Annotated in this window: 20 protein-coding genes and 1 tRNA gene; 9 read left to right on the forward strand and 12 right to left on the reverse strand. The window is 67.4% G+C overall.

Annotated elements, in window-relative coordinates:
* Positions 1-383 precede the first annotated feature (383 nt).
* From ACJH6J_RS25845 to ACJH6J_RS25855, 3 genes are all read right to left on the reverse strand, one after another.
* Positions 384-878, reverse strand: a complete 495-nt coding sequence (locus tag ACJH6J_RS25845; RefSeq protein WP_406775388.1) for a hypothetical protein — start codon at positions 876-878, stop codon at positions 384-386.
* On the reverse strand, positions 875-1,681 hold the full coding sequence (locus ACJH6J_RS25850; protein WP_406804749.1) for a TIGR04255 family protein: 807 nt from the start codon (positions 1,679-1,681) through the stop codon (positions 875-877). Before ACJH6J_RS25850 ends, ACJH6J_RS25845 begins: the two co-directional genes overlap by 4 nt.
* 212 nt (positions 1,682-1,893) lie before the next feature.
* Positions 1,894-1,967 (reverse strand) — tRNA-Gly (locus ACJH6J_RS25855).
* 45 nt (positions 1,968-2,012) lie between these two features.
* Between ACJH6J_RS25855 and dcd the strand changes: the two genes are divergently transcribed.
* Positions 2,013-2,582, forward strand: coding sequence for a dCTP deaminase (dcd, locus tag ACJH6J_RS25860; RefSeq protein WP_133428252.1), 570 nt, complete (start codon positions 2,013-2,015; stop codon positions 2,580-2,582).
* A gap of 232 nt (positions 2,583-2,814) precedes the next feature.
* On the opposite strand, the gene ACJH6J_RS25865 is transcribed toward dcd, so the two are convergent.
* On the reverse strand, positions 2,815-3,660 hold the full coding sequence (locus ACJH6J_RS25865; protein WP_406804750.1) for a superoxide dismutase family protein: 846 nt from the start codon (positions 3,658-3,660) through the stop codon (positions 2,815-2,817).
* Positions 3,661-3,826: 166 nt separating this feature from the next.
* Between ACJH6J_RS25865 and ACJH6J_RS25870 the strand changes: the two genes are divergently transcribed.
* The 6 genes from ACJH6J_RS25870 (at position 3,827) to ACJH6J_RS25895 (ending at position 10,860) form a co-directional block, all read left to right on the forward strand.
* Positions 3,827-5,137: an ammonium transporter gene (locus ACJH6J_RS25870; RefSeq protein ID WP_406804751.1), complete on the forward strand. Its 1,311-nt coding sequence runs from the start codon at positions 3,827-3,829 to the stop codon at positions 5,135-5,137.
* Between the two features lie 248 nt (positions 5,138-5,385).
* Positions 5,386-6,921, forward strand: coding sequence for a hypothetical protein (locus ACJH6J_RS25875; RefSeq protein ID WP_166428190.1), 1,536 nt, complete (start codon positions 5,386-5,388; stop codon positions 6,919-6,921).
* 95 nt (positions 6,922-7,016) lie between these two features.
* Positions 7,017-8,345: a UDP-glucose/GDP-mannose dehydrogenase family protein gene (locus ACJH6J_RS25880; protein WP_267324553.1), complete on the forward strand. Its 1,329-nt coding sequence runs from the start codon at positions 7,017-7,019 to the stop codon at positions 8,343-8,345.
* Between the two features lie 54 nt (positions 8,346-8,399).
* Positions 8,400-9,722, forward strand: a complete 1,323-nt coding sequence (locus ACJH6J_RS25885; RefSeq protein ID WP_406804752.1) for a cytochrome P450 — start codon at positions 8,400-8,402, stop codon at positions 9,720-9,722.
* A 1-nt stretch (position 9,723) separates the two neighbouring features.
* Positions 9,724-10,473, forward strand: a complete 750-nt coding sequence (locus tag ACJH6J_RS25890; protein ID WP_406804753.1) for a maleylpyruvate isomerase family mycothiol-dependent enzyme — start codon at positions 9,724-9,726, stop codon at positions 10,471-10,473.
* Positions 10,474-10,497: 24 nt separating this feature from the next.
* On the forward strand, positions 10,498-10,860 hold the full coding sequence (locus ACJH6J_RS25895) for a nuclear transport factor 2 family protein (RefSeq protein ID WP_138247776.1): 363 nt from the start codon (positions 10,498-10,500) through the stop codon (positions 10,858-10,860).
* Here the strand turns inward: ACJH6J_RS25895 and ACJH6J_RS25900 are convergent.
* Genes ACJH6J_RS25900 through ACJH6J_RS25910 form a run of 3 tightly spaced genes read right to left on the reverse strand, consistent with a single transcriptional unit; the run spans position 10,838 to position 13,852 of the window.
* Positions 10,838-12,061 carry a YibE/F family protein gene (locus ACJH6J_RS25900; protein WP_138247777.1) on the reverse strand — a complete coding sequence of 408 codons (1,224 nt, stop codon included), beginning with the start codon at positions 12,059-12,061 and terminating at the stop codon, positions 10,838-10,840. The two genes, ACJH6J_RS25895 and ACJH6J_RS25900, sit on opposite strands and share 23 nt — an antisense overlap.
* 51 nt (positions 12,062-12,112) lie before the next feature.
* Complete coding sequence (locus ACJH6J_RS25905) at positions 12,113-12,592, reverse strand: aminoacyl-tRNA deacylase (RefSeq protein ID WP_267324554.1); 480 nt, start codon at positions 12,590-12,592, stop codon at positions 12,113-12,115.
* A 27-nt stretch (positions 12,593-12,619) separates the two neighbouring features.
* Positions 12,620-13,852 carry an acetyl-CoA carboxylase biotin carboxylase subunit family protein gene (locus tag ACJH6J_RS25910; protein ID WP_138247779.1) on the reverse strand — a complete coding sequence of 411 codons (1,233 nt, stop codon included), beginning with the start codon at positions 13,850-13,852 and terminating at the stop codon, positions 12,620-12,622.
* Between the two features lie 69 nt (positions 13,853-13,921).
* Here ACJH6J_RS25910 and ACJH6J_RS25915 point away from each other — a divergent pair, with 69 nt between their 5' ends.
* Entirely contained in the window at positions 13,922-14,563 is a 642-nt protein-coding gene (locus ACJH6J_RS25915; RefSeq protein WP_138247780.1) for a DUF6875 domain-containing protein, read from the forward strand.
* 16 nt (positions 14,564-14,579) lie between these two features.
* On the opposite strand, the gene ACJH6J_RS25920 is transcribed toward ACJH6J_RS25915, so the two are convergent.
* Positions 14,580-15,041: an SRPBCC family protein gene (locus ACJH6J_RS25920; RefSeq protein ID WP_267324555.1), complete on the reverse strand. Its 462-nt coding sequence runs from the start codon at positions 15,039-15,041 to the stop codon at positions 14,580-14,582.
* Positions 15,042-15,077: 36 nt separating this feature from the next.
* Between ACJH6J_RS25920 and ACJH6J_RS25925 the strand changes: the two genes are divergently transcribed.
* A complete protein-coding gene (locus ACJH6J_RS25925) occupies positions 15,078-15,704 on the forward strand; it encodes a TetR family transcriptional regulator (protein ID WP_267324556.1) in 627 nt (208 codons plus the stop codon).
* A gap of 55 nt (positions 15,705-15,759) precedes the next feature.
* On the opposite strand, the gene ACJH6J_RS25930 is transcribed toward ACJH6J_RS25925, so the two are convergent.
* The 4 genes from ACJH6J_RS25930 to ACJH6J_RS25945 all read right to left on the reverse strand — a co-directional run bounded on the left by ACJH6J_RS25930 (position 15,760) and on the right by ACJH6J_RS25945 (position 24,836).
* Entirely contained in the window at positions 15,760-17,043 is a 1,284-nt protein-coding gene (locus tag ACJH6J_RS25930) for a pyridoxal phosphate-dependent aminotransferase (RefSeq protein ID WP_133428259.1), read from the reverse strand.
* Positions 17,044-17,158: 115 nt separating this feature from the next.
* On the reverse strand, positions 17,159-20,146 hold the full coding sequence (locus ACJH6J_RS25935; protein ID WP_406804754.1) for a heterodisulfide reductase-related iron-sulfur binding cluster: 2,988 nt from the start codon (positions 20,144-20,146) through the stop codon (positions 17,159-17,161).
* A 212-nt stretch (positions 20,147-20,358) separates the two neighbouring features.
* Complete coding sequence (gene iniR, locus ACJH6J_RS25940) at positions 20,359-22,851, reverse strand: isoniazid response ATPase/transcriptional regulator IniR (RefSeq protein ID WP_406804755.1); 2,493 nt, start codon at positions 22,849-22,851, stop codon at positions 20,359-20,361.
* On the reverse strand, positions 22,848-24,836 hold the full coding sequence (locus tag ACJH6J_RS25945; RefSeq protein ID WP_406804756.1) for an Hsp70 family protein: 1,989 nt from the start codon (positions 24,834-24,836) through the stop codon (positions 22,848-22,850). Before ACJH6J_RS25945 ends, iniR begins: the two co-directional genes overlap by 4 nt.
* Positions 24,837-25,037 lie beyond the last annotated feature (201 nt).

The following is a 25,037-nucleotide window of genomic DNA, read 5'->3' on the forward strand; positions in this document are numbered from 1 at the left end:
CACACCCAGCCAACCAGACACCCCAATCACAGGCCGACAGCAGCTGACCGTTCTACACCCTCAATCATGAAGAGCCAAATAACCCCAAGTGACGGGCGTACTAGGCCAGCGCTGAACCGTGCGACACCGTGTGTGTTCCAGTCCCGACATAGATTTCGAGTGGGCAGCTTGTGTCGACGCATAAGGATTTCAATCGAAATAGATAGGCCGTCAGGCTCGTCCTTGATGCTAAATGCCGCAGGTGTTGGCCGCTTTTCTCCTGTTACAGGATCGATCACCTTCAAATAATCGGGTTTGTCCGGCACTCTCCGATAAAGTCGCGCTTCGTCAGAGAATTGATCATCATCGTAGCCGCCAATTGGCCCTGTTTTTATCACAAGCGGTCAGCGAATGATGTCGCGCCAGCGCGGATTTCGGCGCTCCACTTCCTTCGAGAAATGGTTCAGGCGATTTCCAAGTTCGTTCAATGGCAGTTCGGACCCTTCGCCTGACAATGGATATCCCGAGATATTGCTTGCGCACCACCAATAGCCAGCAGATGGATAAATCTCGATTGTTAACGACATTTCCTGTGCTGCCCAGTAGAAGATCAACCCACCGTCTTCGGGCGCGATCGACGCATCGACAGTGTTTGCTTTGAAGAGAAACTTGATGAGTTGCTGTGCGCGTGCTGCGACTGACGCTTCGATCAGTCTGCCGGCCACCAGCTTACTAATTGCCGCGTAGGCACGTTGGGCTGCGTCGGTTGCTGAATTACGGGCCGAACAGTGTTCGGCCCATGTGTCAGCGCTGGTTTTGCAGGCAATTTGAGCAGTGCGGAATTTCACCCTCGGTGCATCAAGGGTTCTCGGACGCCAGCCGATGTCTACAACGGTCATTGTTGGCTCCTCCAATCCCGTTTCATCGCGTCGCTGAAACTAGCTTCAAATGTTTTGTTCTCTAGGCGGTGCGCCGAATCCATAAGATGTTGCGCAGCCGAGTTGGGATCGTCCGGGATTTGATGAGAATCGGACTTGGGCACTGCAACCACTGAGATCGTTACTTCGGAACGTTCAGCCTTTCGGCGGGTCATTTGCAACCACACGCGACGTTGCACGTCGTCTTCGTCGTCGACTCGATGTACACGGAAACCAACGTGCTCAGCGTCGTCCAAGTGATTGTTGTCGAGGTGAGTCGTTGTCGATCTCGTGAGGTAGTCGGTGAGCCAAGCTGCGCCGTCGATGTTGTCGAGGACGTTGGTGTAGTGGCACTGACAGCCTTGAACCTTCACGGAGTCGTCTGACATCTCGTCCACCGTGTCGACGAACTCAGCGAACCGATCGTTTAGCTCCGAAGCTAATGACAGGTAGCCGGGGTATTGGTTTCCATCGCCATCTGAATCGAATGTCCACGTCAATGAGAAGTGATCAAACTGGAACGCAATAGTTCGGGACAGCGAGCTGTTGGCTAGTTGCACTGCGGGCATCGGCCATGGCAGTGAAAACAGGTCGACCTCGGGAAGCAAGTCGCTGGGGCGCATCTGGGGTGACGACTGTGTGAAGCCGGGGTACTGCGTGGCCCACTTGCTCCTCAACTCAGTGAGGAGGTTGATGTCCAACTTGAGCGGGTCGATGTAGACGGTAAAGACTGCAGCTCGAACGGGAGGGCTTGTGTATTGCGCGTTGTCCACCGAGCCCACCATGCCGATCATAATTACATAAACGTGATACCTGGATGGTTTGTGCCCCCAAATCCGCTCATGCGTGTTTGTATTTTGCTTCGGTCAGAGCGCTGCGGTTGTTCGACTGACAGATCGAAGGTTGAGCCGGTGCGCTGTCCAGGCTCAGCCCTCTAGCCCGATTCGGTTGGCGACGACGTGTGACTCCAAGATCCTAGGCTGGTCACTATGGAGCGTGGAGCCGATGACGGGAATCGAACCCGCGTATTCAGCTTGGGAAGCTGATGTTCTGCCATTGAACTACATCGGCATGGTGCCGCTGCAGGATATCAACTCGGCCCGATAGGCTCCCCACGTGCTCCTCTCCGATCGCGATCTTCGTGCTGAAATCGCTGCTGGACGTCTCGGCATCGACCCGTTCGATGACTCGATGGTGCAGCCCTCCAGCGTCGACGTCCGGCTGGACAGCCTGTTCCGGGTCTTCAACAACACCCGCTACACGCACATCGACCCGGCGCAGCAGCAGGACGAGCTGACCACGCTGGTCGAGCCCGCCGAAGGCGAGCCCTTCGTCCTCCACCCGGGCGAGTTCGTGCTGGGCTCGACACTCGAAACCTGCACGCTGCCACACGATCTGGCGGGCCGTCTCGAGGGCAAGAGCTCACTGGGCCGGCTCGGCCTGCTGACGCACTCCACGGCGGGCTTCATCGACCCGGGCTTCTCCGGGCACATCACGCTCGAGCTCTCGAACGTCGCCAACCTGCCGATCACCCTGTGGCCCGGCATGAAAATCGGCCAGCTCTGCCTGCTCCGCCTGACCAGCCCGGCGGAGCACCCCTACGGCAGTGACAAGGTGGGCTCCAAGTACCAGGGACAGCGCGGCCCCACGCCCTCGCGGTCGTACCTGAACTTCGTCAAGCCCTAGCCCCGTTGACTGCGAACTGACGCAGAACTTCTGCGAGTCGCGGGCTACGTAGATTCGCAGTCAACGCCACCTGAGTGCTGAGTCCGCGGTGGAGGGGTGCGCTACTCGGCGTTTCTCGCCGTGGCCGCAGGATCAACGCACACGGGCTGCTCGCCGCCGTTGACCCTGTAACCAGGGCACCACTTACTCGACCTTTTGCGCCCTCGATACAGGGTCAACGCCTAGACCAAACTCAGCCACCCGGCATCGGGTTCACCGGCGCGACCGGGCTGGTGGGAATCGTCGTGCTCGTGGTCGGCACCGTCGTGGAAGTAGTGGTCGTGGTCGACGGAGTAGTAGATGTCGGGGAAGTGGACGTCGAAGTCGCGCTCGAAGACGTCACCGGCGGCGCCACCGGCACGCCCGTCGTCTCGGTGACCGTCGCGGTCGACGTCGAAGTAGACGGAGACGAAGACGAAGTAGAACCCGCAGGGGCGAGCACTGCACACGCCACCCGCCCACCGGCATCACCGGTCGCCAACGTCTCGGCGTCCGGCCCAGGTGTGCCGTTGTGGGTGTAGCGCGGCGGGATGTTGGCGAAGTTGTCCGGCCCCTGGTGGATGATCAGCGCACTGCCTTCGGGCCCCTTCAGACCCGCTTCGGTGAATGCGTCGGTCGTCGCGACGACCTTCCCGGTGCCATCGCCGCGGATGTTCAGCGGCGTCAGGTCACCGCTCGACGGATGCCCGGTGTGCCCAGCGACCTGCAGATGGCCGCCGGCTGAGGTGAAGTCGCCCTCGCACTTGCCGACGGAGTGAATGTGCATGCCGTGGCTACCCGGGGCGAGGATGCCGCCGCCAGTGGTCTCCACGGTCACGGTGGCGTAGCCGTCGGTGAAGTCGATCGAGGCATTGGCGACGGGCCTGCCGTCGGACGTCTTCAGCACGACGTTCAGCGCGGACGGATTGGCCTGGGTCCAGGTCGTGGGCGGCGCTGAGGTCGATGATTTCGACGTGTTCTGGTTGGAGGAGTTGCAGGCGGCCAGCACAAAAACGGGTGCAGTGAGCAGGGCGGCAGCTGCAGTTGTGCGCTTCAACATGAACACCCTGATACCCGGAACCACCGGCGTCTAACCGCCACTTGTTTCACGGGGAACCACGCCCCAAATACCCATGTGAGGCTGGTGTAACACGTCGGAAACGCAGTCGCCGCGCGCCGGAAACGCCGCCGATACATCCTCGTCAAGATTGTCGAAGGAGTCTCACGTGCAAGGCATCGATCCCGCCGCCACCGCTTGGCTGCTCGCCAGCACCGCTCTCGTCCTGCTGATGACGCCGGGCCTGGCCATCTTCTACGGCGGCATGGTCCGCACGACCGGCGTGCTCAACATGATCATGATGAGCTTCATCTCGATTCCGCTGGTCACGGTCGCGTGGCTGGTGCTCGGGTACACGCTGGCCTTCTCGGATGGTGACGGCTTCCTCGGCAACCTCGAACACTTCGGCATGCTCGGCATCGGCCCCAGTACCACGCACGGCGCCGTCCCCGAGCTGCTGTTCGCCACCTTCCAGCTGACGTTCGCCATCATCACCGCCGCCCTGATCAGCGGCGCCATCGCCGACCGCGCCAAGTTCTCGGCATGGATGGTCTTCGTGCCGATCTGGGCGATCGTCGTCTACAGCGTGATCGCGCACTGGGTCTGGGGTCCGGACGGCTGGCTCGCCAAGATGGGCGCGCTGGACTACGCGGGCGGCCTGGTCGTCGAGATCGCGTCGGGCGCCTCGGCGCTGGCGCTCGCCATCGTGCTGGGCCCGCGCATCGGCTTCAAGCAGGACGCCATGCGCCCGCACAACCTGCCGTTCGTTCTGCTCGGTGTCGGTCTGCTGTGGTTCGGCTGGTTCGGCTTCAACGCGGGCTCGGCGCTGGCCGCCAACGGCACGGCCGCCGCGATCTTCTTGAACACCTTGGTCGCGGGCTGTCTCGGCATGCTGGGCTGGCTCACCGTCGAGCAGGTGCGTGACGGTAAGCCGACGACGTTCGGCGCGGCGTCCGGCGTCGTCGCCGGCCTGGTCGCGATCACCCCGTCGTGCGGCACGGTCAACACGCTGGGCGCGCTCGTCGTCGGGCTGCTGGCCGGTGTCATCTGCTCGTTCGCGGTCGGTCTGAAGTTCAAGCTCAACTACGACGACTCGCTCGACGTCGTCGGCGTGCACTTCGTCGGCGGTGTCGTCGGCGTCGTGCTGATCGGCCTGCTCGCGACGGACGTCATGACGGGCGGCGCGCGCGGCCTGTTCTACGGCGGCGGATTCGCCCAGCTCGGCAAGCAGCTGCTGGCCATGGCCGTCGTCGCGGTGTACGCCTTCACCGCGACGTTCGTGCTCGGCAAGATCATCGACAAGGTGATGGGCTTCCGGCTCAGCGCCGAGGACGAGACTGCCGGCGTCGACTTCACGCAGCACGCCGAAACTGCCTACGCGGAGGGCGTGCACGGTCACCTGGGCACCCGCCGGCCGTCGGGTTCGACCTCACTGACCGACCTGTTGAAGCAGCCCCGCCCGGACGCCGAGGACGCCTGAAACTGCTTAGGTCATCTACGCCGAACGCGGGTAGGGTTGAACCACCGGCATTGGCGGGACTGTGTCAGCCAGCGCCGCGGCAAGAACTGCATCGCGGCTCGATGAGCTGGGGGAATCGGTAACGACTCCACCGTTCGCTGCGATGAAGTATCTGGTTGTGGCCTGCTCGGCAGGGGTTTCCCGGTGGCGGCCTAGATAGCGTAGCGAACACTATTGGAGGGTCAGTGGACATCGTTCTGGGTGTGTCTATGACGCCAACCACGGTGCGTATGGCGCTGGTTGAGGGTGACAAGGCCGACGGCGAAATCGTCGACCACGATATTTTCGAAACGCAGACGGCGGACGATTCAGCAACGCCGGTCGAGCAGGTCGTCAGCGCCATCCTGGGCACCCGGGAGAGCGCCGAGGAAGGCGGCCACCACCTGAAATCGGTGGGCGTCGCCTGGAGTGACCACGACGCTGCCGCGCGGTTGCGCGACGCGCTGGACGCCGCCGGCGTCAAAGACGTCATGATGGTCTCCGAGCTGCACGCCGCGGGATCGCTGGCGCAGGCCGCCGGCCAGGCGGTCGGCTACTCGAGCACCGGTCTGCTGTTCGTCGACCGCGACACCGCCACCATGTCCGTCGTCGATTCCGACGGCGCCATCTCGAAGGTCCTGAGCCGCAGCCTGCACAGCACCGACGCCATGGCCGTGCTCGGCGACATGGCTGCCGCCGTCGCCAGTGCCGACACGTCGCCGCAGGGCATGTTCGTCGTCGGCTCCGGTGTCGACGTCACGGCCGTGCAGGCCCACCTGGCCGAACTGCTCGACATCCCCGTGAACGCCCCGGGCGATGCCGAGCTGGCGCTGGCCCGTGGTGCCGCCCTCGCGTCCGCGACTGCACCGATGTTCGACGCCGCCACCGCCGGCCTGGCGTACTCGGCCGCGCCGGGTGGTGCCGTTGCCGCGGCGCCGCTGGCGGCCCCGCTGCTGACGGCCGACGAGTTCGGTTTCGACGAGCTGGGCGACGCCCCCGTGGTCGCCGATCAGGGCCGCAAGCCCTTCCTGCTGGTCGGTAGCGCGCTCACCTCGATCTTCGTCGTCGGTGTTGTGGCCCTTGCCATTTCGCTTGCCGTCAGCATCCGGCCGACGGTCGATCAACGGCCGGCGCCCGCGCAGGCCGCCATCGTGCCCAGCGCCCCGGTCGTCGCCCCCGCGCCGCCGCCGGCTGCCGTCCCGCCGCCCGCCGCACCGGCCGCCGCCCCGGAACCGGCGCCCGAAGCTGTCGCCCCGGCGCCGCGTCACGTCGAAGCGCCGCAGGTCGTCAAGGAATCCGCACCGCAGGTGCACGTTCCCGCGCCCGCCCCGGAGGCCCCCGCGCCGGCTCCGGCACCCGTCCCGGTATCGATGCCCGACGTGCCGGCCGCACCGGTCGAGCCCCCGCCCGCGGCGGTACCGGCCCCGGCGCCGGTGGTGCTGCCGCCGCCGGTCATCGCGATCCCCGGCCCGCAGCCGCCCGCCTGGAATCCCTGGGTGCCGCGTCCGCAGCAGCCGCAGTGGAACCCGGGCAACAACTACCCGGACTACCCGAGTCGCGGCGGCCGCGGTCACGACGACGATGGCTATCCGGGCAACTACCCCGGCAACGGCTACCCCGGAAACCAGTACCCCGGCAACGGATACCCGGGCAGCCAGTACCCGGGCGGCTCGAACGGGTACCCGGGCGACTACCCCGGTGACTCCGGCAAGAAGCCGAAGCAGCCCAAGCAGACCTGCTTCCTGATCTTCTGCCAGAAGAACTGACGCCCGTCAGGCCGGCGGCTGTTTGTCATCTGCCGTTGGCCTGACGCTCAGTGTCGCGTAGCACCGCGCTCATCGGGGCTGCCTATCAAGGCAGTATGAGATGCACCGTGTTTGGAACCGGCTATCTTGGGGCGACGCACGCCGCCGGTATGGCAGAGCTCGGCCACGAGGTGGTCGGCGTCGACATCGACCCCGGCAAGATCGCGAAGCTGGCATCCGGCGACATCCCGTTCTACGAGCCCGGGCTGCGAAAGATGCTGCGCGACAACATCGAGGCCGGGCGGCTGCACTTCACCACCGACTACGACGAGGCCGCCGAATTCGGCGACGTGCACTTCCTGGGTGTCGGTACCCCGCAGAAGAAGGGCGAATACGGCGCTGACCTGCGGCACGTGCATTCAGTCATCGACGCGCTGGTGCCGCGGCTGCGCCGGTCCGCGGTGATCATCGGCAAGTCCACGGTGCCCGTCGGCACGGCAGCCGAACTCGGCGCTCGGGCCCGTGAGCTGGCGCCGGCCGGCGTCGATGTCGAGGTGGCCTGGAACCCTGAATTTCTGCGCGAGGGTTTCGCGGTCAACGACACCCTGCACCCCGACCGCATCGTGCTTGGCGTGCAAGCGGATTCGCAGCGGGCCGAAGGTGCGGTCCGCGAACTGTACGCGCCGATCCTGAACGAGGGCGTACCGTTCCTGCTCACCGACCTGCAGACCGCGGAACTGGTCAAGGTCTCCGCGAATGCCTTTCTGGCCACCAAAATTTCGTTCATCAATGCGATCTCTGAGGTGTGCGAAGCGGCCAACGCCGACGTCACGCTGCTGGCTGATGCGCTGGGCTACGACCCGCGCATCGGTCGCCGATTCCTTAACGCCGGCTTGGGTTTTGGCGGCGGTTGCCTGCCCAAGGACATCCGGGCCTTCATGGCCCGCGCCGGCGAGCTGGGCGCCAACCCGGCGCTGACCTTCCTGCGTGAAGTCGACAGCATCAACATGCGCCGCCGGACCCGCATGGTCGAGCTGACCACCAAGGCGTGCGGCGGCTCACTGCTCGGCGTCAACATCGCGGTCCTGGGCGCGGCGTTCAAGCCCGAGTCCGACGACGTGCGTGACTCGCCGGCGCTGAACGTGGCCGGCCTGCTGCAGCTCAACGGCGCGGCCGTCAACGTCTACGACCCGAAGGCCATGGAGAACTCGCGCCGGCTCTTCCCGACGCTGAACTACTCCACGTCTGTCATCGAGGCCTGCGAGCGCGCCGACGCGGTGCTGGTCCTGACCGAATGGCAGGAGTTCCTGGACCTGGACCCCGACCAGCTGGCGGCCACCGTGCACGCGAAAGTGATTGTCGACGGCCGTAATTGCCTCGATGTCGACAAGTGGCAGGGTGCGGGCTGGCGGATGCACGCACTGGGCCGCAATCTGGCGGCGTGATTTCCGACTGCAGTATGTAGCCCGACACCGGCGAGCGTGCCTAAGCTCGGTTTCATGACGCTGAGGCAACGTCTCAACTGGTTTGCGCTGCATGCTGTCATCCGTCAGCTCGCCGGCTACGGCGCGCGGCACGGAGACCTCCAGGGGCGCATCATCGCCGACCCCTCGGTGCGCGCCGACCCGGGGGCGTTCGCCGACGAACTGCGCAGCCGCGGCCGGATGTACCGCGGCCGCGCGGCCTGGATCACCGCGGATCATGCTCTCGTGCACCAGATTCTGCGATCGGACGATTTCACCGTTACGCAGATCGGCGGCACCCTGCCCGGTGTCCTCGGCTGGCTGGAAGGCAAGACCACCGTCAAAGGCAGGTTGCACCCACTGTTGCCGCCGTCGCTGTTGTCGGTCGACGGGGAGCAGCACACCCGCTACCGCAAGACCGTGTCCGCGGTGTTCACGACGCGCGCGGTCGCGGCGTTGCGAGAACGCGTGCAGCAGGCCGCAACCGGACTCATCGATGACTTGGCTGCCGCACCGTCGGGCGCCGCAGTCGACGTCGTGGAGAGCTATTGCTCGCAGCTGCCAGTGACGGTCATCGCGGACATCCTGGGAGTGCCCGAGCACGAGCGGTCGCACATCCTCGAATTCGGCGAGCTGGCCGCGCCCAGCCTGGACATCGGCCTGTCGTGGCAGCAGTACCTCAGCGTCGAAGGCGGTTTGGACGGGTTCAACACCTGGCTCAGCGACCACCTCCGCGAGCTGCGGGCCAACCCCGGCGACAACCTCATGAGCCAGCTGATCGCCGCCAGTGAGGGTGGCGCCCGGCTCAACGACGAAGAGCTCCGCGCCACCGCCGGACTGGTCCTGGCAGCCGGCTTCGAAACCACGGTGAATTTGCTGGGCAACGGAATTCGCATGCTGCTGCAGCACCCCGACCAGCTGGCCCTGCTGATGGAGCAGCCCGACCTGTGGCCGGGCGCCGTCGAAGAGATTCTGCGGCTGGAGTCGCCCGTCCAGCTGTCGGCCCGCATCGCCAAGGTCAGCGTCAACATCGCCGGCTACTACGTGCTGGCCGGCGAGCCCGTCATCGTCTACCTGGCCGGCGCCAACCGCGACCCCGCCGTCTTCCCCGATCCGCACCGCTTTGACGTCACCCGCGCCAACGCCGGTAAGCACCATTCCTTCTCTGGCGGACGGCATTTCTGCCTCGGCGCGGCGCTGGCCCGGTCCGAAGGCGAAGTGGGACTTCGGACGTTCTTCGAGCGGTTCCCCGATGCGCAACTCGCCGGACCCGGCACCCGGCGGGACACCCGGGTGCTCCGCGGATGGGCGGCATTGCCGATCGCACTCGGGCAGGCGCGGGCAGCGGTACCGTCGTGAAATGGCCTTCCGCTCAGCCCTGATCGAGGAAACCGCCGCCTTCGGCGAAATCATTCGCACTGCCGACCTGGATACCGAGGTACCCACCTGTCCGGGGTGGACCATGAAGCAGTTGTTCAAACATGTCGGCCGCGGCAACCGCTGGTGCGCCCAGATCGTCGCCGACCACATGAAGGAACCACTCGATCCCCGCGAGGTACGTGACGGGAAACCGCCAGAGGATCTCGACGGCGCCATCGACTGGCTGAACGCCGGGGCGCAGGCGCTGATCGACGCCGTCGAGCACGTCGGATCGGACGCGAAGGTGTGGACGTTCATCGGGCCCAAACCCGCCGGGTGGTGGATTCGCCGCCGGCTCCATGAGCAGACCGTGCACCGCGCCGATGCCGTTCTGGCGCTGGGACTTCCGTTCGTGCTCGATCCCGAGCTTGCCGCCGACGGCGTCACCGAGACGCTGGAGCGCGTGGCCATGATGGCCCCCGCAGCGGACCCGCCGCTGGAGCGCGGGCGGTCGCTGCACCTGCATGCGTTTGAGTCCGAACTGGGCCCGACCGGCGAGTGGCTGGTGATCAACGACGAGGACGGCCTGGGCTGGTCGCACCAGCACGCCAAAGGTGATGTGGCAGTGCGTGGTCCGGCTTCCGGGCTGCTGCTGGCCGTCAACCGTCGGCAGACGGTCGAGGAGGCCGGCCTGGAGGTGATCGGCGACGCGGCCGTGTGGCAGCGCTGGGTTGATCACTCGGCTTTCTGAGTGGCGCCGGGGTAGCGTCTGCTCATGACGACATCCGAGATCGCGACGGTCCTGGCCTGGATCGACGCCCTCAACGACCGGGACCTGGACACCCTGGACAAGCTGTCCAGCGGCGACATCGAGATCGGTGACGCGAACGGGGCCACCCAGGGGCGGAATGCCTTGCGGGCCTGGGCAACCGACCTCGATGAGAGGGCCACGGTCGGCCGGCTGTTTGTGCACGACGGCGTGGTGGTCGCCGAGCAGACCATCACCGGCGGCGGCGCCGACCGTGAGGCGGCGACGGCGTTCCGCGTGGTCCACGACCACGTGACGTCGGCGTTCCGGCACGACGACCTGGCGTCGGCGCTGGCGGCGACCGAACTTATTGAGTCGGACGCGGTGTAGCCAGCACCGCCGCGATGGCGGTGGTTAGCGGCACCGATAGCGCCAGCGCGATACCACCGACCGCGGACCGGGCGATCTCGATGGCCACGCTCTCACTGGTCAGCACATCGCCCAGGGAGCGGTTGGCGACACTGAACAACAGCAACAGCGGCAGCGCGCTGCCGGCGTAGGCCAGCACCAGCGTGTAGACGGTGCTGGCGATATGGTCGCGTCCCACCCGCATGGCGCCCGTGAAGATGGCCCGCCGGGCTGCGCCGTGCTCGGCCAGTTCGAAGGCCGTCGACGCCTGCGTGACAGTGACGTCATTGAGCACGCCCAGCGAGCCGATGATGAACCCGGCGAGCAACAGTCCGGTGATCGACACCGATCCCATGTAGGCAGCGATCTCGTTGTTCTGGTCTTCGGACAGACCGGTGAGATGCGCCAATTCGATTGCGCCCCAGGACAACACCGCTGACAGCAGCAGTGCACTCAGGGTGCCGAGCAGGGCGGCGCTGGTCCGCAGGCTGACGCCGTGCGCCAGGTAGATCACCGCGTAGAGGATCACTGACGACGCGACCAGGGCAACCGGGATGGCCGGGCCGCCGTCGCGCAGTGCGGGTAGTAGGAACACCGTCAGCACCACGAACGCGACGGCAATGCCGACGAGGGCACGCAGTCCACGCCAGCGGGCCACCGCGACGACCACCACCGCGAAGACGGCCGCCAGCGCGGTGAGCGGCCAGGTGCGCTCGAAGTCGAAGAAGGCATAGGTGGTGGTGCCGGAGTCGTCGACCTGGCGGGTCACCCGGATGTGATCGCCGGCCGCCAGGTGCGGTTGGCCGGGGCCGGTGCTGAACTCCAGCAGGGTGTTGGCGCCGGAGTTCGGCCCGGAGTCGATACCGATCACCGACTGCACGCAGCTGCCCGCGCCGGGAGGTGCGGTGACCGGCGCCGACGTCAGCACTGCTCCGACCGACGGGCTGCCGCAGTTGTTCATGCCGGTCGAAACCACGTGCCCGGCCTCGGTGCTGACGGCGCCGCCGTGGGCGTTCTGGAACGGCAACGGGATGTCGACGGCCTTGCCGTGCGGCCACAGGATCACGGCGCCGACTACGGTGGCCAGCCCGATCACCGCCAGGAGTCCGACGACGATCTTCGCGGCCAGCGGGCTCAACGGAGCCGGGCCGGAACTGTGCGAGTGGGTATGCGAATGCGCCACCCGGGTCAGCGTAAGGGGTCACGCTGAGGGCGGGTACAGGGTGCGCTGCGGCTATCCCAGATCGACCGGAACCGCGCCGGTGATGCGCTGCAGATCATGCGGGGCTAGTTCGACTTCAACGCGGGTGGCGCCTCCGCCGACCAGAACGGTGTCGTAGGTGAACGACTGTCGGGCGATGGCCACCGTGATGCTGTCGTCGAGGCCCAGCGGGGACACGCCCAGCCGGGGGTATCCGGTGGCCGTCTCCAATTGTTCGGTGCTGGCGACTTCTATTCTGCCGCAATCCAGTTCACTGGCCACGCGCTTGAAGTCCACCCTGATGTCCACCGGGCAGGTCACCGCGACCAGCTCGCCGGTCGAGCGCACGCGGCAGATCAGGGTCTTCATGATTCGATCCACCGGATAGCCCAGCATCGCCGCGAAGTCGGCGGGTGACGACACGGGTGCCGGCAGTGCGGCGTGATCGTGCGCCGTGTACACGACCGCTGCGGTCTCGAGGTGACGGCGCACCCGCTCATGTAGTTCGTTCATCGGTGTCCTGTCTATGCGCCGCCGGCTTCAGTCGCTGATCAGCAACCCGTTGAGCTGCCGATAGGTTTCTAACAGGACGTCATGGTTGTCTGCGACCCCGCCTGCCATCAGCAGGTAGCCATACGAACCGTCGCGCGGGCCGGCTTCCGCCGTGGTCGACCGCAACGAGGCGTCAGCGATGCCGGGGATGGTGCGCAACCGCGCCGACCAATCCGGCCGCAGGCGCACGCGCTGCCCCAGCGGTGGTTGCAGCGCGAGCCGATGGTGGACACCGGCAGTGTGGCTCGGCGTGCGAGAGACCGGCTGCCCCGCCGCGGAGCGCAGCGCGCACTCGAAGAGGTCGATGCCGACCTGTGCGGCGACCAAGTCGGCGATGCCGCCTCCCGGGATGCGCCCGTTGACCTCGATGATCAAGGGCCCGGCCGTTGTCAGCTTGATCTCGATGTGCAGGCAGCCCCACTGCACGTCGAGTGCCTGGATGGCCTGCACTGCTGCCTCTGCCACTTCGGCGCGTTCAACGGGGCGGAGTGTGGACGGAAGGAATGCGCCGGTTTCCCGAAAAGGTTCGGCCAGCGGCATGCGTCCCGTTACCGTCAGGACCGAGGCCACTCCGTCCTCGACCACGACTTCGACGGAGACGTAGTCGCCGAACCCACCACGGTCGGTGGCCGGGTAATCGCCGAGGAGCTCCTCTACGATGACCGGCCGCCACGGGTCGGCTCGGCAACGGTGGGCCAGTTCCGCGGCCGCCGCCTGGAAATCGGGGAGGCAGACGGTGTCGCGACCACCCCAACCGAATGCCGGTTTGACGACGACGGGATAGGCCAGCCGTTGGAGCAGCCCTTGGGCGGTAGGGACGTCAGCCGGGCTTTCGATGCCGACGAACCCGGGGCAGGGTAGTCCGGCATCCGCGAGAGCCTGCCGTTGCGCGATCTTGTCAACTAATTGCCGAGATGCATGAGGCGGGTTTGTTGGCAAACCTAGCTTTGCGGCGATCGCGGCTGTCTGTTCGATCCTCGAATCGCAGAATGTGGTGACGCCGACGACGTCGAATTGTTCGAGTTGTGCGGCGATGTCGTCGGCCGACAGCCCGTCGGCCACGACAACGGTGCCGAGCCGTCCCAGTACCCGCTCGTCGGCGCGGCCAGCCACCCAGATGAGGTGGAACCCGTTTCTCGCGGCTGACGTCGCGAGCTTGAGCAGCGGAACCGATTCGGGCTCATATACGATCGCGATTCCACGCTCGGTGGTGAAGGACATGGGCTTTTCACCTTCCGGTGGATGTTGCGACGGAAGCACTGGCGACCTGAGGGGAGGGAGGCGTACAGCATGGCGGACACCTTGGTTCAGGGTCTCTGGAAATTATCGGACAACCACAGTTCGAGTGGCGAAACATCAGGAATTGCTCAATTGCTTGGCAGTTGGATCCGCGAGTACTTGACGGAACCGCACCCCGAACTGGGGCGCGCCGGGCCGGTGTGTCCGTTTGCGCGACCGGCACTGGACCGCGACATGTTGTGGATCGCCACGGTTTCTGGCGAACAACCGGAGTTCACCAAACTTGTTGCTGAATTGCGTACCTTCCGCGACACCTTCTTGGCGCTGGCATCGGCGGATGGCCCAGACGGCCTGCTCAAGGCGGTCTTCATCGCATTTCCGGACCTGGTGGACTTCGCCTTCATCGATGCGCTGCAGCAAGAACTGAAACCCGACTTCGTCGACGTCGGCCTCATGGTGGGACAGTTCTACGATGGCTGCGCCGAGCGCGGGCTGTGGAACGCCGACTTTCGTCCCTTGCAATCACCTGTCCCGCTCCTCGCGATACGGCACATGGTGGGCAGCGACTTCGCGTTTCTCAATACCTCAGCCCCGTGGATCGAGGCCTACCTACGCCGCTTCGCGCCCACGGTGCCGTCGCCGGTGCGGGCCGCGCTGGCAGACAAGTTCGGCAACACCAGTCGACCCGACTAGCCGCTCGCCGTGCCGATCAGGCCCGGCTCATCGTGTCTCGCCGCTCGCCTTCGATCACCAACTTGGCGGACAACGTCGTCAAGACGTGTTTCACCACCGCCCGATAGCCCAGACCGGTAACACGCCAACGGCTTTCGATGGTTCCGTGCCAGTCGATCCGGGTGCCGTCCTGCTCGGGGGTGAAACTCACCTGCGCGTGGTAGTCCTGTACCGGGGTCCACGAGAGGATGGTGTACCCGTGCCGCTGCCCTGGCTCGTGGATGGTGGTCTGCTCGCGGGCGGGGAACTGGCGTGCGCCGACCGCACGGATGGCCCCGACGCCACCGTCGTCGGCGGGCCCGCGCGTCTCCCACGCTGAGTAGTTGATCAGTGGTTTCGCCCACTCGGACCAGCGGGACCCGTCCGCCACTACATCGAACAGCGTGCTCGGCGTGGCACGGGCATGCCGGGTGACCAGGACTTCGTAGCGGTGTGTCATGTTGACCAAGTTAACGGAACAGTGTTCCATTAAGCAATGGATTTGCCCGATTCCCCAGCGGCGCTGTCTTTTGCGCGGGCCCGCAGCCCCGAGCAACGGGAGGATCGCGTGCGTCATCTGACCGAGGTGACCCGCGCGCTGCTGGACGACACCCGGGCCAGTGAGTTGACGCTGGGGGAGATCGCCGCCGCGGCGGGCCTGGCCAAATCGGGCGTGCTGCGGTACGCCGGTTCGCGCGAGGCCCTGCTTCTCCTGGTGATGTACCACGAACACCTGGGCTGGCTGGCGGACCTGCGGACCCAGCTGCACGACGAACGGCGCACGCCGGCAAAGGCTTTGGCGCACACCCTCGCACAGCGCCCGGTGCTCTGCGACCTGATCAGTGCCGCGCCGGTGCTGATGAATCGGCTGACCCCCGAAGCCGCCGAGACTGTGCGTACTCAGGCACGCGACGTCGAGGACCGGCTACGCGAGACCCTCAAACCCCGGCTGGCGCTGGACCGTCAGCACCTGGTGCTGCTGACCGCCGCGATCCACGCCTTCGCCGGCGCGGTATGGGGTTGGGCGGCAATCGATTCCGCCAAGCAGCCCGAACCCGGCACCGAGCTCGAGAACACCCTCGCCGCGCTGCTGCGGACCTTCATCGCGGGCCTGAAAGAGTGATTCGTGCACGATTTTCCGCGGTAGCCGCGGAAAATCGTGCACAAATCCCGAGGGATTACTGGCGGTAACTCGCCAGGAAGTTACCGAGGCGCTCGATGGCGGCGGCCAGGTCGCGGGCCCACGGCAGCGTCACGATGCGCAGGTGATCCGGTGTGGGCCAATTGAATCCGGTGCCCTGCGTGAGCAGGATCTTCTCCTGCAGCAGCAGGTCGAGCACCAGCTGTTCGTCGTCCCGGATTTCGTGCACCTCGGGGTCCAGCCGCGGGAACGCGTACAGCGCACCCTCGGGCTTGACGCAGGAGACACCGGGAATCTCGTTGAGCTTGTTCCACGCGACGTCGCGCTGCTCGAGCAGGCGGCCGCCGGGCAGGATCAGGTCCTCGATGCTCTGGTGTCCGCCGAGCGCCACCTGAATGGCATGCTGCGCAGGCACATTCGGGCACAGGCGCATGTTCGACAGCAGGCTGATGCCCTCCAGGAAGCTGGACGCGTGCTCCTTGGGACCGGTGATGGCGAGCCAGCCGGACCGGTAGCCCGCCACGCGGTACGCCTTGGACAGGCCGTTGAACGTCAGGCACAGCATGTCCGGCGCCACCGAGGCCATCGGGATGTGCTTGGCCTCGTCGTAGAGGATCTTGTCGTAGATCTCGTCGGCCAGCAGCAGCAGCTGGTGCTTGCGCGCCAGGTTCGCGATGGACTCCAGCGTCTCGCGGCTGTACACCGCGCCGGTGGGGTTGTTCGGGTTGATCACGACGATCGCCTTGGTGCGGTCGGTGATCTTCGACTCGAGGTCGGCGATATCAGGGTTCCAGCCCTGCGTCTCGTCGCACAGGTAGTGCACCGGGGTACCGCCGGCCAGCGCCGTCGACGCCGTCCACAGCGGGTAGTCCGGGGCCGGGATCAGCACCTGGTCGCCGTTGTCGAGCAGCGCCTGCAGGGTCATGGTGATGAGCTCGGAGACGCCGTTGCCGAGGAAGACATCGTCGACGTCGAACCGGGGGAAGCCCTCGACCAGCTCGTAGCGCGTGACCACCGCGCGGCGCGCGGACACGATGCCCTTGGAATCGGAGTAGCCCTGGGCGTGGGGGAGAGCGGCGATCATGTCGCGCATGATCACGTCGGGCGCCTCGAAGCCGAACGGCGCGGGGTTGCCGATGTTCAGCTTGAGGATGCGGTGGCCCTCGGCCTCGAGCCGGGAGGCCTGCTCGTGTACCGGGCCACGGATCTCGTACAGGACGTCCTGCAGCTTGGTCGACTGCGCAAACGTCCGCTGGTTACGAGGGTGGCCGCTATGCCATGTGCGGTCAGCGGGTACCTGGTGGGTGGTCACGGGTTCCATGCTCTCATCGGTGTCGAATTCTTTTGCCGATCTGCGATCGGCGCCACATATAGCAATGGCCAGCTACGACGCTCCTGGCGGTGGGTCGTAGCTGGCCATTGCGGTGTCCTTCGGGTTACCGCTTACCGGGGCGCCGTGCGCCTGGCTTCATGCCCAGTCCGACGACCGGTGGTTCGGGCTTGGCCTCTTCCGCCGGAGCCGCAGGAGCGGCCGGGGCGGCAGGAGCCTCTGCGGCGGGTGCCTCGGCGGCCGGCTCAGCAGCTTCAGCAGCGGGGGCCGGGGCAGCTGCTGCCGGAGCAGCGGCCTTCTTGGCGCCCGGGCGACGCGCGCCCGCAGCCATCCCGAGCCCGACGACCGGAGCCGCGGGAGCGGCCGGTGCGGCGGGAGCCTCAGCGGCAGGAGCAGCTTCAGCAGCCGGAGCCGGTGCAGCGGCGGCGGCCTTCTTGGCACCCGGACGCTTGGCGCCCGCGGCCAGACCCAGACCCTTCGCCGGTGCGGCCGGAGCAGCATCGGCAGGTGCCTCGGCTGCAGGAGCGGCAGCGGCGGCCGGCGCGGCGGCCTTCTTGGCACCCGGACGCTTGGCGCCCGCGGCCAGGCCCAGGCCTGCGGCAGGTGCCGCGGCCGCAGCCGGCGCTTCGGCTGCCGGAGCGGCAGCCTTCTTCGCGCCCGGACGCTTGGCGGCCATGCCCAGACCGGTGACCGGCTTGGCGGCCGCGCCACCGGCGGCCGGGGCCGCGGGTGCCTCGGCCGCGGGAGCGGCTTCAGCGACAGGTTCCGGTGCCGGAGCAGGCTTCGGTGCTTCCTTGGCCTTCTTCTCTGCCAGTGCCGCCGATGCCTTTGCCGCCGTGCCCTTTTCGGGCAGCGTGATCTTGCTGCTGTCCAGCGAGTTCAGCAGCAGCTGAGCGACGTCCAAGACCTCGGTCTTCTCGATGCTGCGGGTCGCGGCGACGTCGTCGACGCCGTCGCTCATCATCACGCGGCAGAACGGGCAGCCGGTCGCGATCGCCGAGGCGCCGGTGTCGACGGCCTCTTCGGCGCGCTCGGTGTTGATGCGTTTGCCGATGTGCTCTTCCATCCACATGCGGGCACCACCGGCACCACAGCACAGGCCGCGGTCGGCGTGGCGCGGCATCTCGGTGAGCTTCGCGCCGGCAGCGCCGACCAGCTCACGCGGGGCCTCGTACTCCTTGTTGTGGCGGCCGAGGAAGCAGGGGTCGTGGTAGGTGACCTCTTGGCTCGTCGACGACACGGGGATCAGCTTCTTGTCCCGCACCAGGCGGTTCAGCAGCTGCGTGTGGTGCACGACGGTGTAGTTGGCGCCCAGCTGCGGGTACTCGCGACCGATGGTGTTGAAGCAGTGCGGGCAGGTGACGACGATCTTGCGCTTGGCCGGGTCGACGCCCTCGAACAGCTCGTTGATGGTCTCGACGTTCTGCGCGGCGAGCTGCTGGAACAGGAACTCGTTGCCGGCGCGGCGGGCCGAGTCACCGGTACAGGTCTCGCCGGTGCCCAGCACCAGGAACTTCACGCCGGCGGCGGCAAGCAGTTCGGCGACGGCCTTGGTGGTCTTCTTGGCGCGGTCCTCGTAGGCGCCGGCGCAGCCGACCCAGAACAGGTACTCGAAGCCGTCGAAGCTCTCCACGTCCTGGCCGTAGACCGGGATGTCGAAGTCCAGCTCGTCGATCCAGTTGGTGCGTTCCTTGGAGTTCTGGCCCCAGGGGTTGCCCTTGAGTTCCAGGTTCTTGAACAGCACGCCGAGCTCGCCGGGGAACTCGGACTCGACCATGACCTGGTAGCGGCGCATGTCGACGATGTGGTCGATGTGCTCGATGTCCACCGGGCACTGCTCGACGCAGGCGCCACAGTTGGTGCAGGACCACAGCACGTCGGGGTCGATGACGCCGCCCTGCTCAGCGGTGCCGACCAGCGGGCGCAGCGCCTGCTCGGGGCCGGAACCTTCGATGCGGGCGAAGCCGTCCTCGGGCACGCCGTGGCCGTGGAGGCTGTCGCCCAGCTTGGCGAAGTCGACCGAACCCTCTTCGGGCATCGGCTTGCCCTCGATGATGTAGGGCGCCTTGGCGAACAGGTGGTCGCGCAGGTTCATCATGACGAGCTTGGGGGACAACGGCTTTCCGGTGTTCCACGCCGGACACTGCGACTGGCACCGACCGCACTCGGTGCAGGTCGACATGTCGAGGTTGGCCTTCCAGGTGAAGTCCTCGATGCGGCCGCGGCCGAACACCGCGTCCTCGGCGGGGTCGTCGAAGTCGATCGGCTCGCCCTTGTATTCCATCGGCAGCAGCGGGCCGAGGCCGTCGGGCAGCCGCTTGAAGGTGACGTTGATGGGGGCCAGGCCGATGTGCAGGTGCTTGGAGTGCAGCACGATCAGCAGGAAGACCAGCATGATGCCGATGTGCGCCAGCAGCGCGATGGTCTCGATCCAGAGGTTGGCCTCGTAGGGCAGGTGGTTCAGCAGTGCGGCCATGCCGTCGGAGAAGAACGCGCCGTTCTGGTACGGGAAGGCGCCGCGACCGTCGTGGTTGAGGACGTTGACGGCGGCACCGCGGAAGACCGCGTAGGACGCGATGACCAGGAAGATCATGATGAGGATCTCCCACGCGCCACCGTTGTGCGAGCCGTAGAACCGGGACTCACGGCCGATGTTCTCGGGGTTCCGGACCAGACGGATGATCGCGAAGACGATGATGCCGGCCAGCACGGCCAGCGCGAAGAAGTCCTGCAGGAAGCCCAGGATGGCCCAGTGTCCGACGAACGGGATGGCGAACTCCGGGTCGAACAGGACGCCATAGGCTTCCAGGTAGACCGACGCGAGGACGAAGAAGCCCCACATGGTGAAGAAGTGCGCAATGCCGGGGATCGACCACTTCAGGAGCTTCGACTGAGCGAAGACTTCCTTGTTCTGGTTGAGGAAGCGGCGGACCAGATCGTCCTTGCGGCCGCGTTCGTCGCCCAGCTTCTGCCCGGAGCTGATCAGCTTGGTCAGCCACAGGACGCGCTTGGCGGCGAACCCCAGGACGATGACCGTTGCCAACAGCCCGATGACCAGTCTGGCCACGTCGAGCGTGTGTTCGAGATTCTCCACCGCGCCTCTCCCAGTTATGTAGCTACCGGCTGGTAACTTATTGAGGTTACCAACGGGTAACTTAAGCTAGATGCCTGCTCATAGTCGCATCCTGGGCAGAACGCACGCTAGCAAGGCTGTCCTAACTTGAGCTGCGACTACGCGCTCGCTTCCGTACCCGGAATCGGCCTGGTTCAAGCACCGGCCACGCGCTTCCTTATATAAGGACGGCGTCAGGCTTTCTCGACGAGCAGCGCCCGCAGCATCGACAACATCTCCGACCGGGATTCGGCCCCCAACCTGCGGCGAATGCGGGCGACGTGGTGTTCGACGGTCTTCGCTGAGATGAGCAGCCGGGCCCCGATATCGCGGTACGGCATGCCCTGCAGCACCAGTTCGGCGACCTCGCGTTCGCGGTCGGACAGCCGCGTCCAGGCGGGCGTTGCGGCAGCTGTGGTCCGAGCGTCACCCGAGGCAGGAGGGGGTGTGGTGTTGCGCACATCCGCGCCCGAAACGGGCTCACGCGGAATAGCTGGGGCCGCGGGCGCGATGGGATCGGCCGCGGCCTCGAGGGCCGCGTCCTGCTTGAGGTCGCGTGCCAGCTGCAGCATCGCACCCGAGATCCGGCCGTCCGCCGAATGCAACGCGGCCTGACTGGCCAGGCGCGTGGCATCCCACGTCAGCCCGAAGCGGGCCAGCCCGCGGGCGGCCGCCGTGACCTCCGCCGCGTCGACGCCGTCGGCCAGGACCCGCAACCAGGCGCGGCCGGCGGCGGCGAGTGCGGTGGCGTAGGCGCCGTGTGCGCCCTCGGCCCGGCTGGCGGCGGATAGGGCCTGCCCGTGCGGGGCGACGGCCTCGGGCGCGTTGGCCAGGATGCCGGCGTGCACGCCCGCCCAGTGCAGCGGCACCGCCCAGAGCGTCGGATTGCCTGCGGCCCGCAGCAGCCCGAACGCCTCGGCCAGCGGTTGGCGCAGCTGGTCGAGCTGCTGCAACCGCGCCGCCGCGACCCACAGCTCACCGAGCGGCAGCAGTGCGAACAGGTCCAGGGAGTATTCGGCCAGCACCTCCATGGCCGCGTACCAGTGTTTCTGCAGGGCGCCGGTGTCGCCGCTGCGCCGGGCGACCGCGGTCTGCAGCGCGGTGAACCACAGCGCGTCGCGCCGGTGCAGGTCGGCGACCTCCGGGGCGCCCAAAGCCGGCACCGCGGAATCGAGTTGGCCGTCGAGCATGCGGATCCAGCCGAGCAGCAGCCGGTGGCGCAGACCGGTGAAACCCGCGTCGCCGCCACCGGTGCGGATGGCCCGGCCGATGACACTGCGCGCGCGGACGGCGTCGCCGCCGTGCAGGGCGACGAGGCTCAGCAGGGCGGCGGGGCTGTCCGGTGCGACCGAGTGAACACCGTTGGTGGACCCGAGAGCCTGCGTGAGGCGTGCCATCGCGACGGCGAACGGCTGGTCGAGCGTCAGCAGCATGCCTTCTGACATACCGCGCGCCGCACGCGCGGAAGACGTTGGCGGCATGGATTTCTCGGCCTGCAGACAGGACCGGGCCAGGTCCGCGTCGGCGGTGGCGACACCGACCACGGCGCCCGCGGCGGCGACGAACGGATCGGCATCGGGGCCGAGCCACCGGAACAGGTCCGCGGCGTGCGCGGCGGCGCCGTCGTGCATGGCGACGCTGGCCGCGATACGCACGGCCTGCGCGCGGACGGCGGCGTCGTCGGCCGTGAGCAGTTCGTCGGCCAGGGTTCCGGCGGTGGTGCAGTCGCCGGTGACGGCGAGGGCGTCGGCGAGGTGGACGTCGGCCGGGGCGGTGCCGGCGCGGGCCGCGGCGCGGTACAGGCGCGCTGCCTGACGCGGCGCGGCGGAACCGGCCCGGCGGATCAGGTCGGCCGCCAGCAGATCGTCGACGGTGCCGTGCTCGGCCAGCTTCAGCGCCAATTCGGTTGACAGCGTGGCGGATTCGATCTGCGAGCGCAGCAGCCGGCATTCGGTCTCGCGGTGCCGCGCGGCCCCGACCAGTCGGGTGAGGCTGCGGTGCAGCGTGTCGATGAACCGCGGATGCAGTGAAGCGGACAGCAGGCCACTCGCGCGGGCCCGGTCCATCAGCACGGCGGCGTCGTCGCCGGGCAGTTGCAAGGCGGCGGCGATGTCGTCGGGCCCCAGTTCCGGGCTGAGCGAACACAGCAACAACGTGTCGAGCAGGTGCTCATCGAGCCGGCGGAGCCGTTCACTCAACGCGACGGACGCGGCCCGGACCGGATCGGCGCCCGACGCCAGGGCCGACAGCGCCGAGTACACCAGCAGTGGGATGCCGCCGGTGGCGGCGATCAGTGCGGGGACCTGCGTGCCGGGGACGCCGGCGCGGGCCAGCGCCTCGTTGATCTCGCGGGGCGTCATCGGCGCCAGCTGAATCGGCGGATGCTGCCGGCTCAGAGTGGTGGTGAGAGCATTGAGTGCGCGGTCGTGCGCCAACGGCTCGGCGCTGACCACCACGGTGCGGGCCGGGTCGCCGGCCAGCTCGGTCAGCGCGTCCAGCTCTGCCGGGGACAGCAGTTGGGCATCGTCGATGACGATGGCCGCGTCCGGTGCCTCACCGGGCTTCGGTACCCGCGCGAGCATCGTCGTGCCGTTGGCCCGCAACGTCTTTCGCACCGCTTCCAGCGCGGTGGTCTTGCCGCTGCCGATTCCGCCGAGCACCAGCGACGTGCCGGCCGCTGCGGTCATTGGCTGGTCGATGCCGAGGGTTGCGCGGTGATGGGCGCCGACGCGGTGGCCACCGATGCCGATGGTGCGGACGCGGTTTCCGCCGACACCGACGCCGTCTTGGGGGGCTGCTCCACCGTGGGCTGCGAACTGGGCGCCTGGGTCGACGGCGCAGCCGTCGGAGTCTGCGTGCTGGGCGGCTGCGTCGTCGGCGGCTTCGTCGTGGTCGGCGGCGGCTGCGTGGTGGTGGGCGGTTGCGTCGTCGTCGGCGGTTGCGTCGTCGTCGTGGGCGGCTGCGTGGTGGTCGTGGTGGGCGGTGGCGTCGTGGTCGTGGTGGTCGTCGTCGACGGGGTCGTCGTCGTGGTGGTCGTGGAGGTGGTGGTCGTGGTGGTCGTCGTCGAGCTGGTGGTCGACGGATCGGTGGTGGTCGTGGTGACCGGCGCGTCGGTGGTGGTGACCGGGTTGGTCACCGTCGAGGTCTCCACCTGCCCGTTCGGATTCGTCTGTGTCACAACGGACTTGGTGGCCTTGTAGGTGCTTGTGGTGATGGAGCCGTCGGGGCCGGTGATGGTGGTGGTGACGTCGACGGTCACCGGGCCGGACGGGGTGTCGTTGCTGGTGAGCCCGACCGCGGCCCAGCTGCCGCCGGCAACCAGGAACGCCGCGGCGGCCGCGCCGAAGATCAGCGGTGGGCGCCGGTACCAGGGGACCGGCGCCACGTCGGGCAGGTTGTCCTCTTCTTCGTGGGCGAAGTCCATCGCCGGCCGGGCGGTGGTCTCGCCGAAGGGCGCTGCCTCGGCGTAGCCGGTGGAGAAGTCGGTGGGATAGTCGCCGCCGACCGCCGCGCCGGGTTCCTCGTCGTCAGACCAGGCCAGCGACGGCCCGACGGTCGAAGACGGGTTCGCGTCCACGGGCGGCACCGGAGCCGCCATGGTCTCGGGGCCGCCTGCCCAGCCTGCCGGGCCGGCGGCCCAGCCCATGGTGGGGGCCATGCCTGTCGGGGCGTCGGCGCTCATGGTGCGTTGATCGACCAGCGGGGCGCCGCCGGCTGCGGTGAGCGCCGGCTGCGGCGAGGTCACCACCGGAACCCGGAAGTGCTCCGAAAGGCGTTGGGTGACAATCGGAATCGACGCGCCGCCGCCGGCGGTGGCCACAGCGGTCAGGACGCCGGCCGGAATCTGGTTGCGCTGCAAAGTTTCCTGCAGGACGGCGAGCAGCCCGGCCAGGGCCGGCTCGAGCAGCCGTTCCAGCTCGGGCCGCGTGATGCGCAGCGCCGACGCGAAGCCGGGCAGGTTGGCGTTCACCGACGTCGCCGTCTCCGATGAGAGGCGCTCCTTGGCCTGCCGGCACTGGTCGCGCAGCTGCGACAGCGAGCCGACGGCCGCGGTGCCGGCCGGATCGGCATCGGACGACTCGGTGATGCCGGCGACGACGTGGTTGAGCAGCGCCTGGTCCACGAGGTCGCCGGAGAACTCCGGGTAGCGCACCGTCTCGCCGATCTGGCTCAGCGTCGCGGCGTCGGCGATGGTCACGCTGGTGCCGCTGCCACCGAAATCGCACAGCGCCACGACGCCGTGATCCGGCAGCCCGGACCCGGCCTTGAGGCCGGCCAGGGCCGCGGCCGCGTCGGAGACCACCGGTGCGGCGGCCAGACCCGGCTTGCCGCGCAGCGCCGCGGAGAGCGCGCCGATGGTGGACATGCCCCAGTGCGCCGGCGCGGCGATGACGATCGGGGCGCCGCCGCCCGCGGTGCGGGCCATGGAGTCGAGGGCCTCGGCCAGGACGGCTTCACCACGATGCGCCGAGCCGTCGGGAGCGATCAGGGGAATCGGGTCGCCGACCCGCTCGACGAACCCGGTCAGGACCAGGCCGCCCGGTTGTGTGGGGATGCCGACTTCGGCGGGCCGGTCGGGGTACAGGGCCAGGATGGCGCGACGGCTCAGCGGCGGTCGCCCGGCCGGCACGGCCACCAGATTGGTCTGGCCGATCGACAAACCGAGGCTCATAAACGTCCACTCCTTTGATGCGCTACCGGGCTCAGGCCACCCTATGCGCTGGCAGCCCGGGGTTGGGACACAATCCCCTAACGATTGGTGAATCCCTAACGGGAGTGCCCCTAACGGAAGGTGTCGGGTGCTGGGGTCAGCACCGATCTCTGGGAGCTATATCGGCGATAGCATCGAAATAGTTATCAAGCGGACCCCAGG

Source organism: Mycobacterium sp. SMC-18 (assembly GCF_045310895.1).
Taxonomy (GTDB): Bacteria; Actinomycetota; Actinomycetes; order Mycobacteriales; family Mycobacteriaceae; genus Mycobacterium.

Bases quoted from the DNA above. Each gene is read 5' to 3' on its own strand.
- ACJH6J_RS25845 (WP_406775388.1), bottom strand. From the start codon at position 878: ATGACCGTTGTAGACATCGGCTGGCGTCCGAGAACCCTTGATGCACCG.
- ACJH6J_RS25850 (WP_406804749.1), bottom strand. From the start codon at position 1,681: ATGGTGGGCTCGGTGGACAACGCGCAATACACAAGCCCTCCCGTTCGA.
- ACJH6J_RS25865 (WP_406804750.1), bottom strand. From the start codon at position 3,660: ATGTTGAAGCGCACAACTGCAGCTGCCGCCCTGCTCACTGCACCCGTT.
- ACJH6J_RS25875 (WP_166428190.1), top strand. From the start codon at position 5,386: ATGACGCCAACCACGGTGCGTATGGCGCTGGTTGAGGGTGACAAGGCC.
- ACJH6J_RS25880 (WP_267324553.1), top strand. From the start codon at position 7,017: ATGAGATGCACCGTGTTTGGAACCGGCTATCTTGGGGCGACGCACGCC.
- ACJH6J_RS25885 (WP_406804752.1), top strand. From the start codon at position 8,400: ATGACGCTGAGGCAACGTCTCAACTGGTTTGCGCTGCATGCTGTCATC.
- ACJH6J_RS25890 (WP_406804753.1), top strand. From the start codon at position 9,724: ATGGCCTTCCGCTCAGCCCTGATCGAGGAAACCGCCGCCTTCGGCGAA.
- ACJH6J_RS25895 (WP_138247776.1), top strand. From the start codon at position 10,498: ATGACGACATCCGAGATCGCGACGGTCCTGGCCTGGATCGACGCCCTC.
- ACJH6J_RS25905 (WP_267324554.1), bottom strand. From the start codon at position 12,592: ATGAACGAACTACATGAGCGGGTGCGCCGTCACCTCGAGACCGCAGCG.
- ACJH6J_RS25910 (WP_138247779.1), bottom strand. From the start codon at position 13,852: ATGTCCTTCACCACCGAGCGTGGAATCGCGATCGTATATGAGCCCGAA.
- ACJH6J_RS25915 (WP_138247780.1), top strand. From the start codon at position 13,922: ATGGCGGACACCTTGGTTCAGGGTCTCTGGAAATTATCGGACAACCAC.
- ACJH6J_RS25920 (WP_267324555.1), bottom strand. From the start codon at position 15,041: ATGACACACCGCTACGAAGTCCTGGTCACCCGGCATGCCCGTGCCACG.
- ACJH6J_RS25925 (WP_267324556.1), top strand. From the start codon at position 15,078: ATGGATTTGCCCGATTCCCCAGCGGCGCTGTCTTTTGCGCGGGCCCGC.
- ACJH6J_RS25930 (WP_133428259.1), bottom strand. From the start codon at position 17,043: ATGGAACCCGTGACCACCCACCAGGTACCCGCTGACCGCACATGGCAT.
- iniR (WP_406804755.1), bottom strand. From the start codon at position 22,851: ATGACCGCAGCGGCCGGCACGTCGCTGGTGCTCGGCGGAATCGGCAGC.
- ACJH6J_RS25945 (WP_406804756.1), bottom strand. From the start codon at position 24,836: ATGAGCCTCGGTTTGTCGATCGGCCAGACCAATCTGGTGGCCGTGCCG.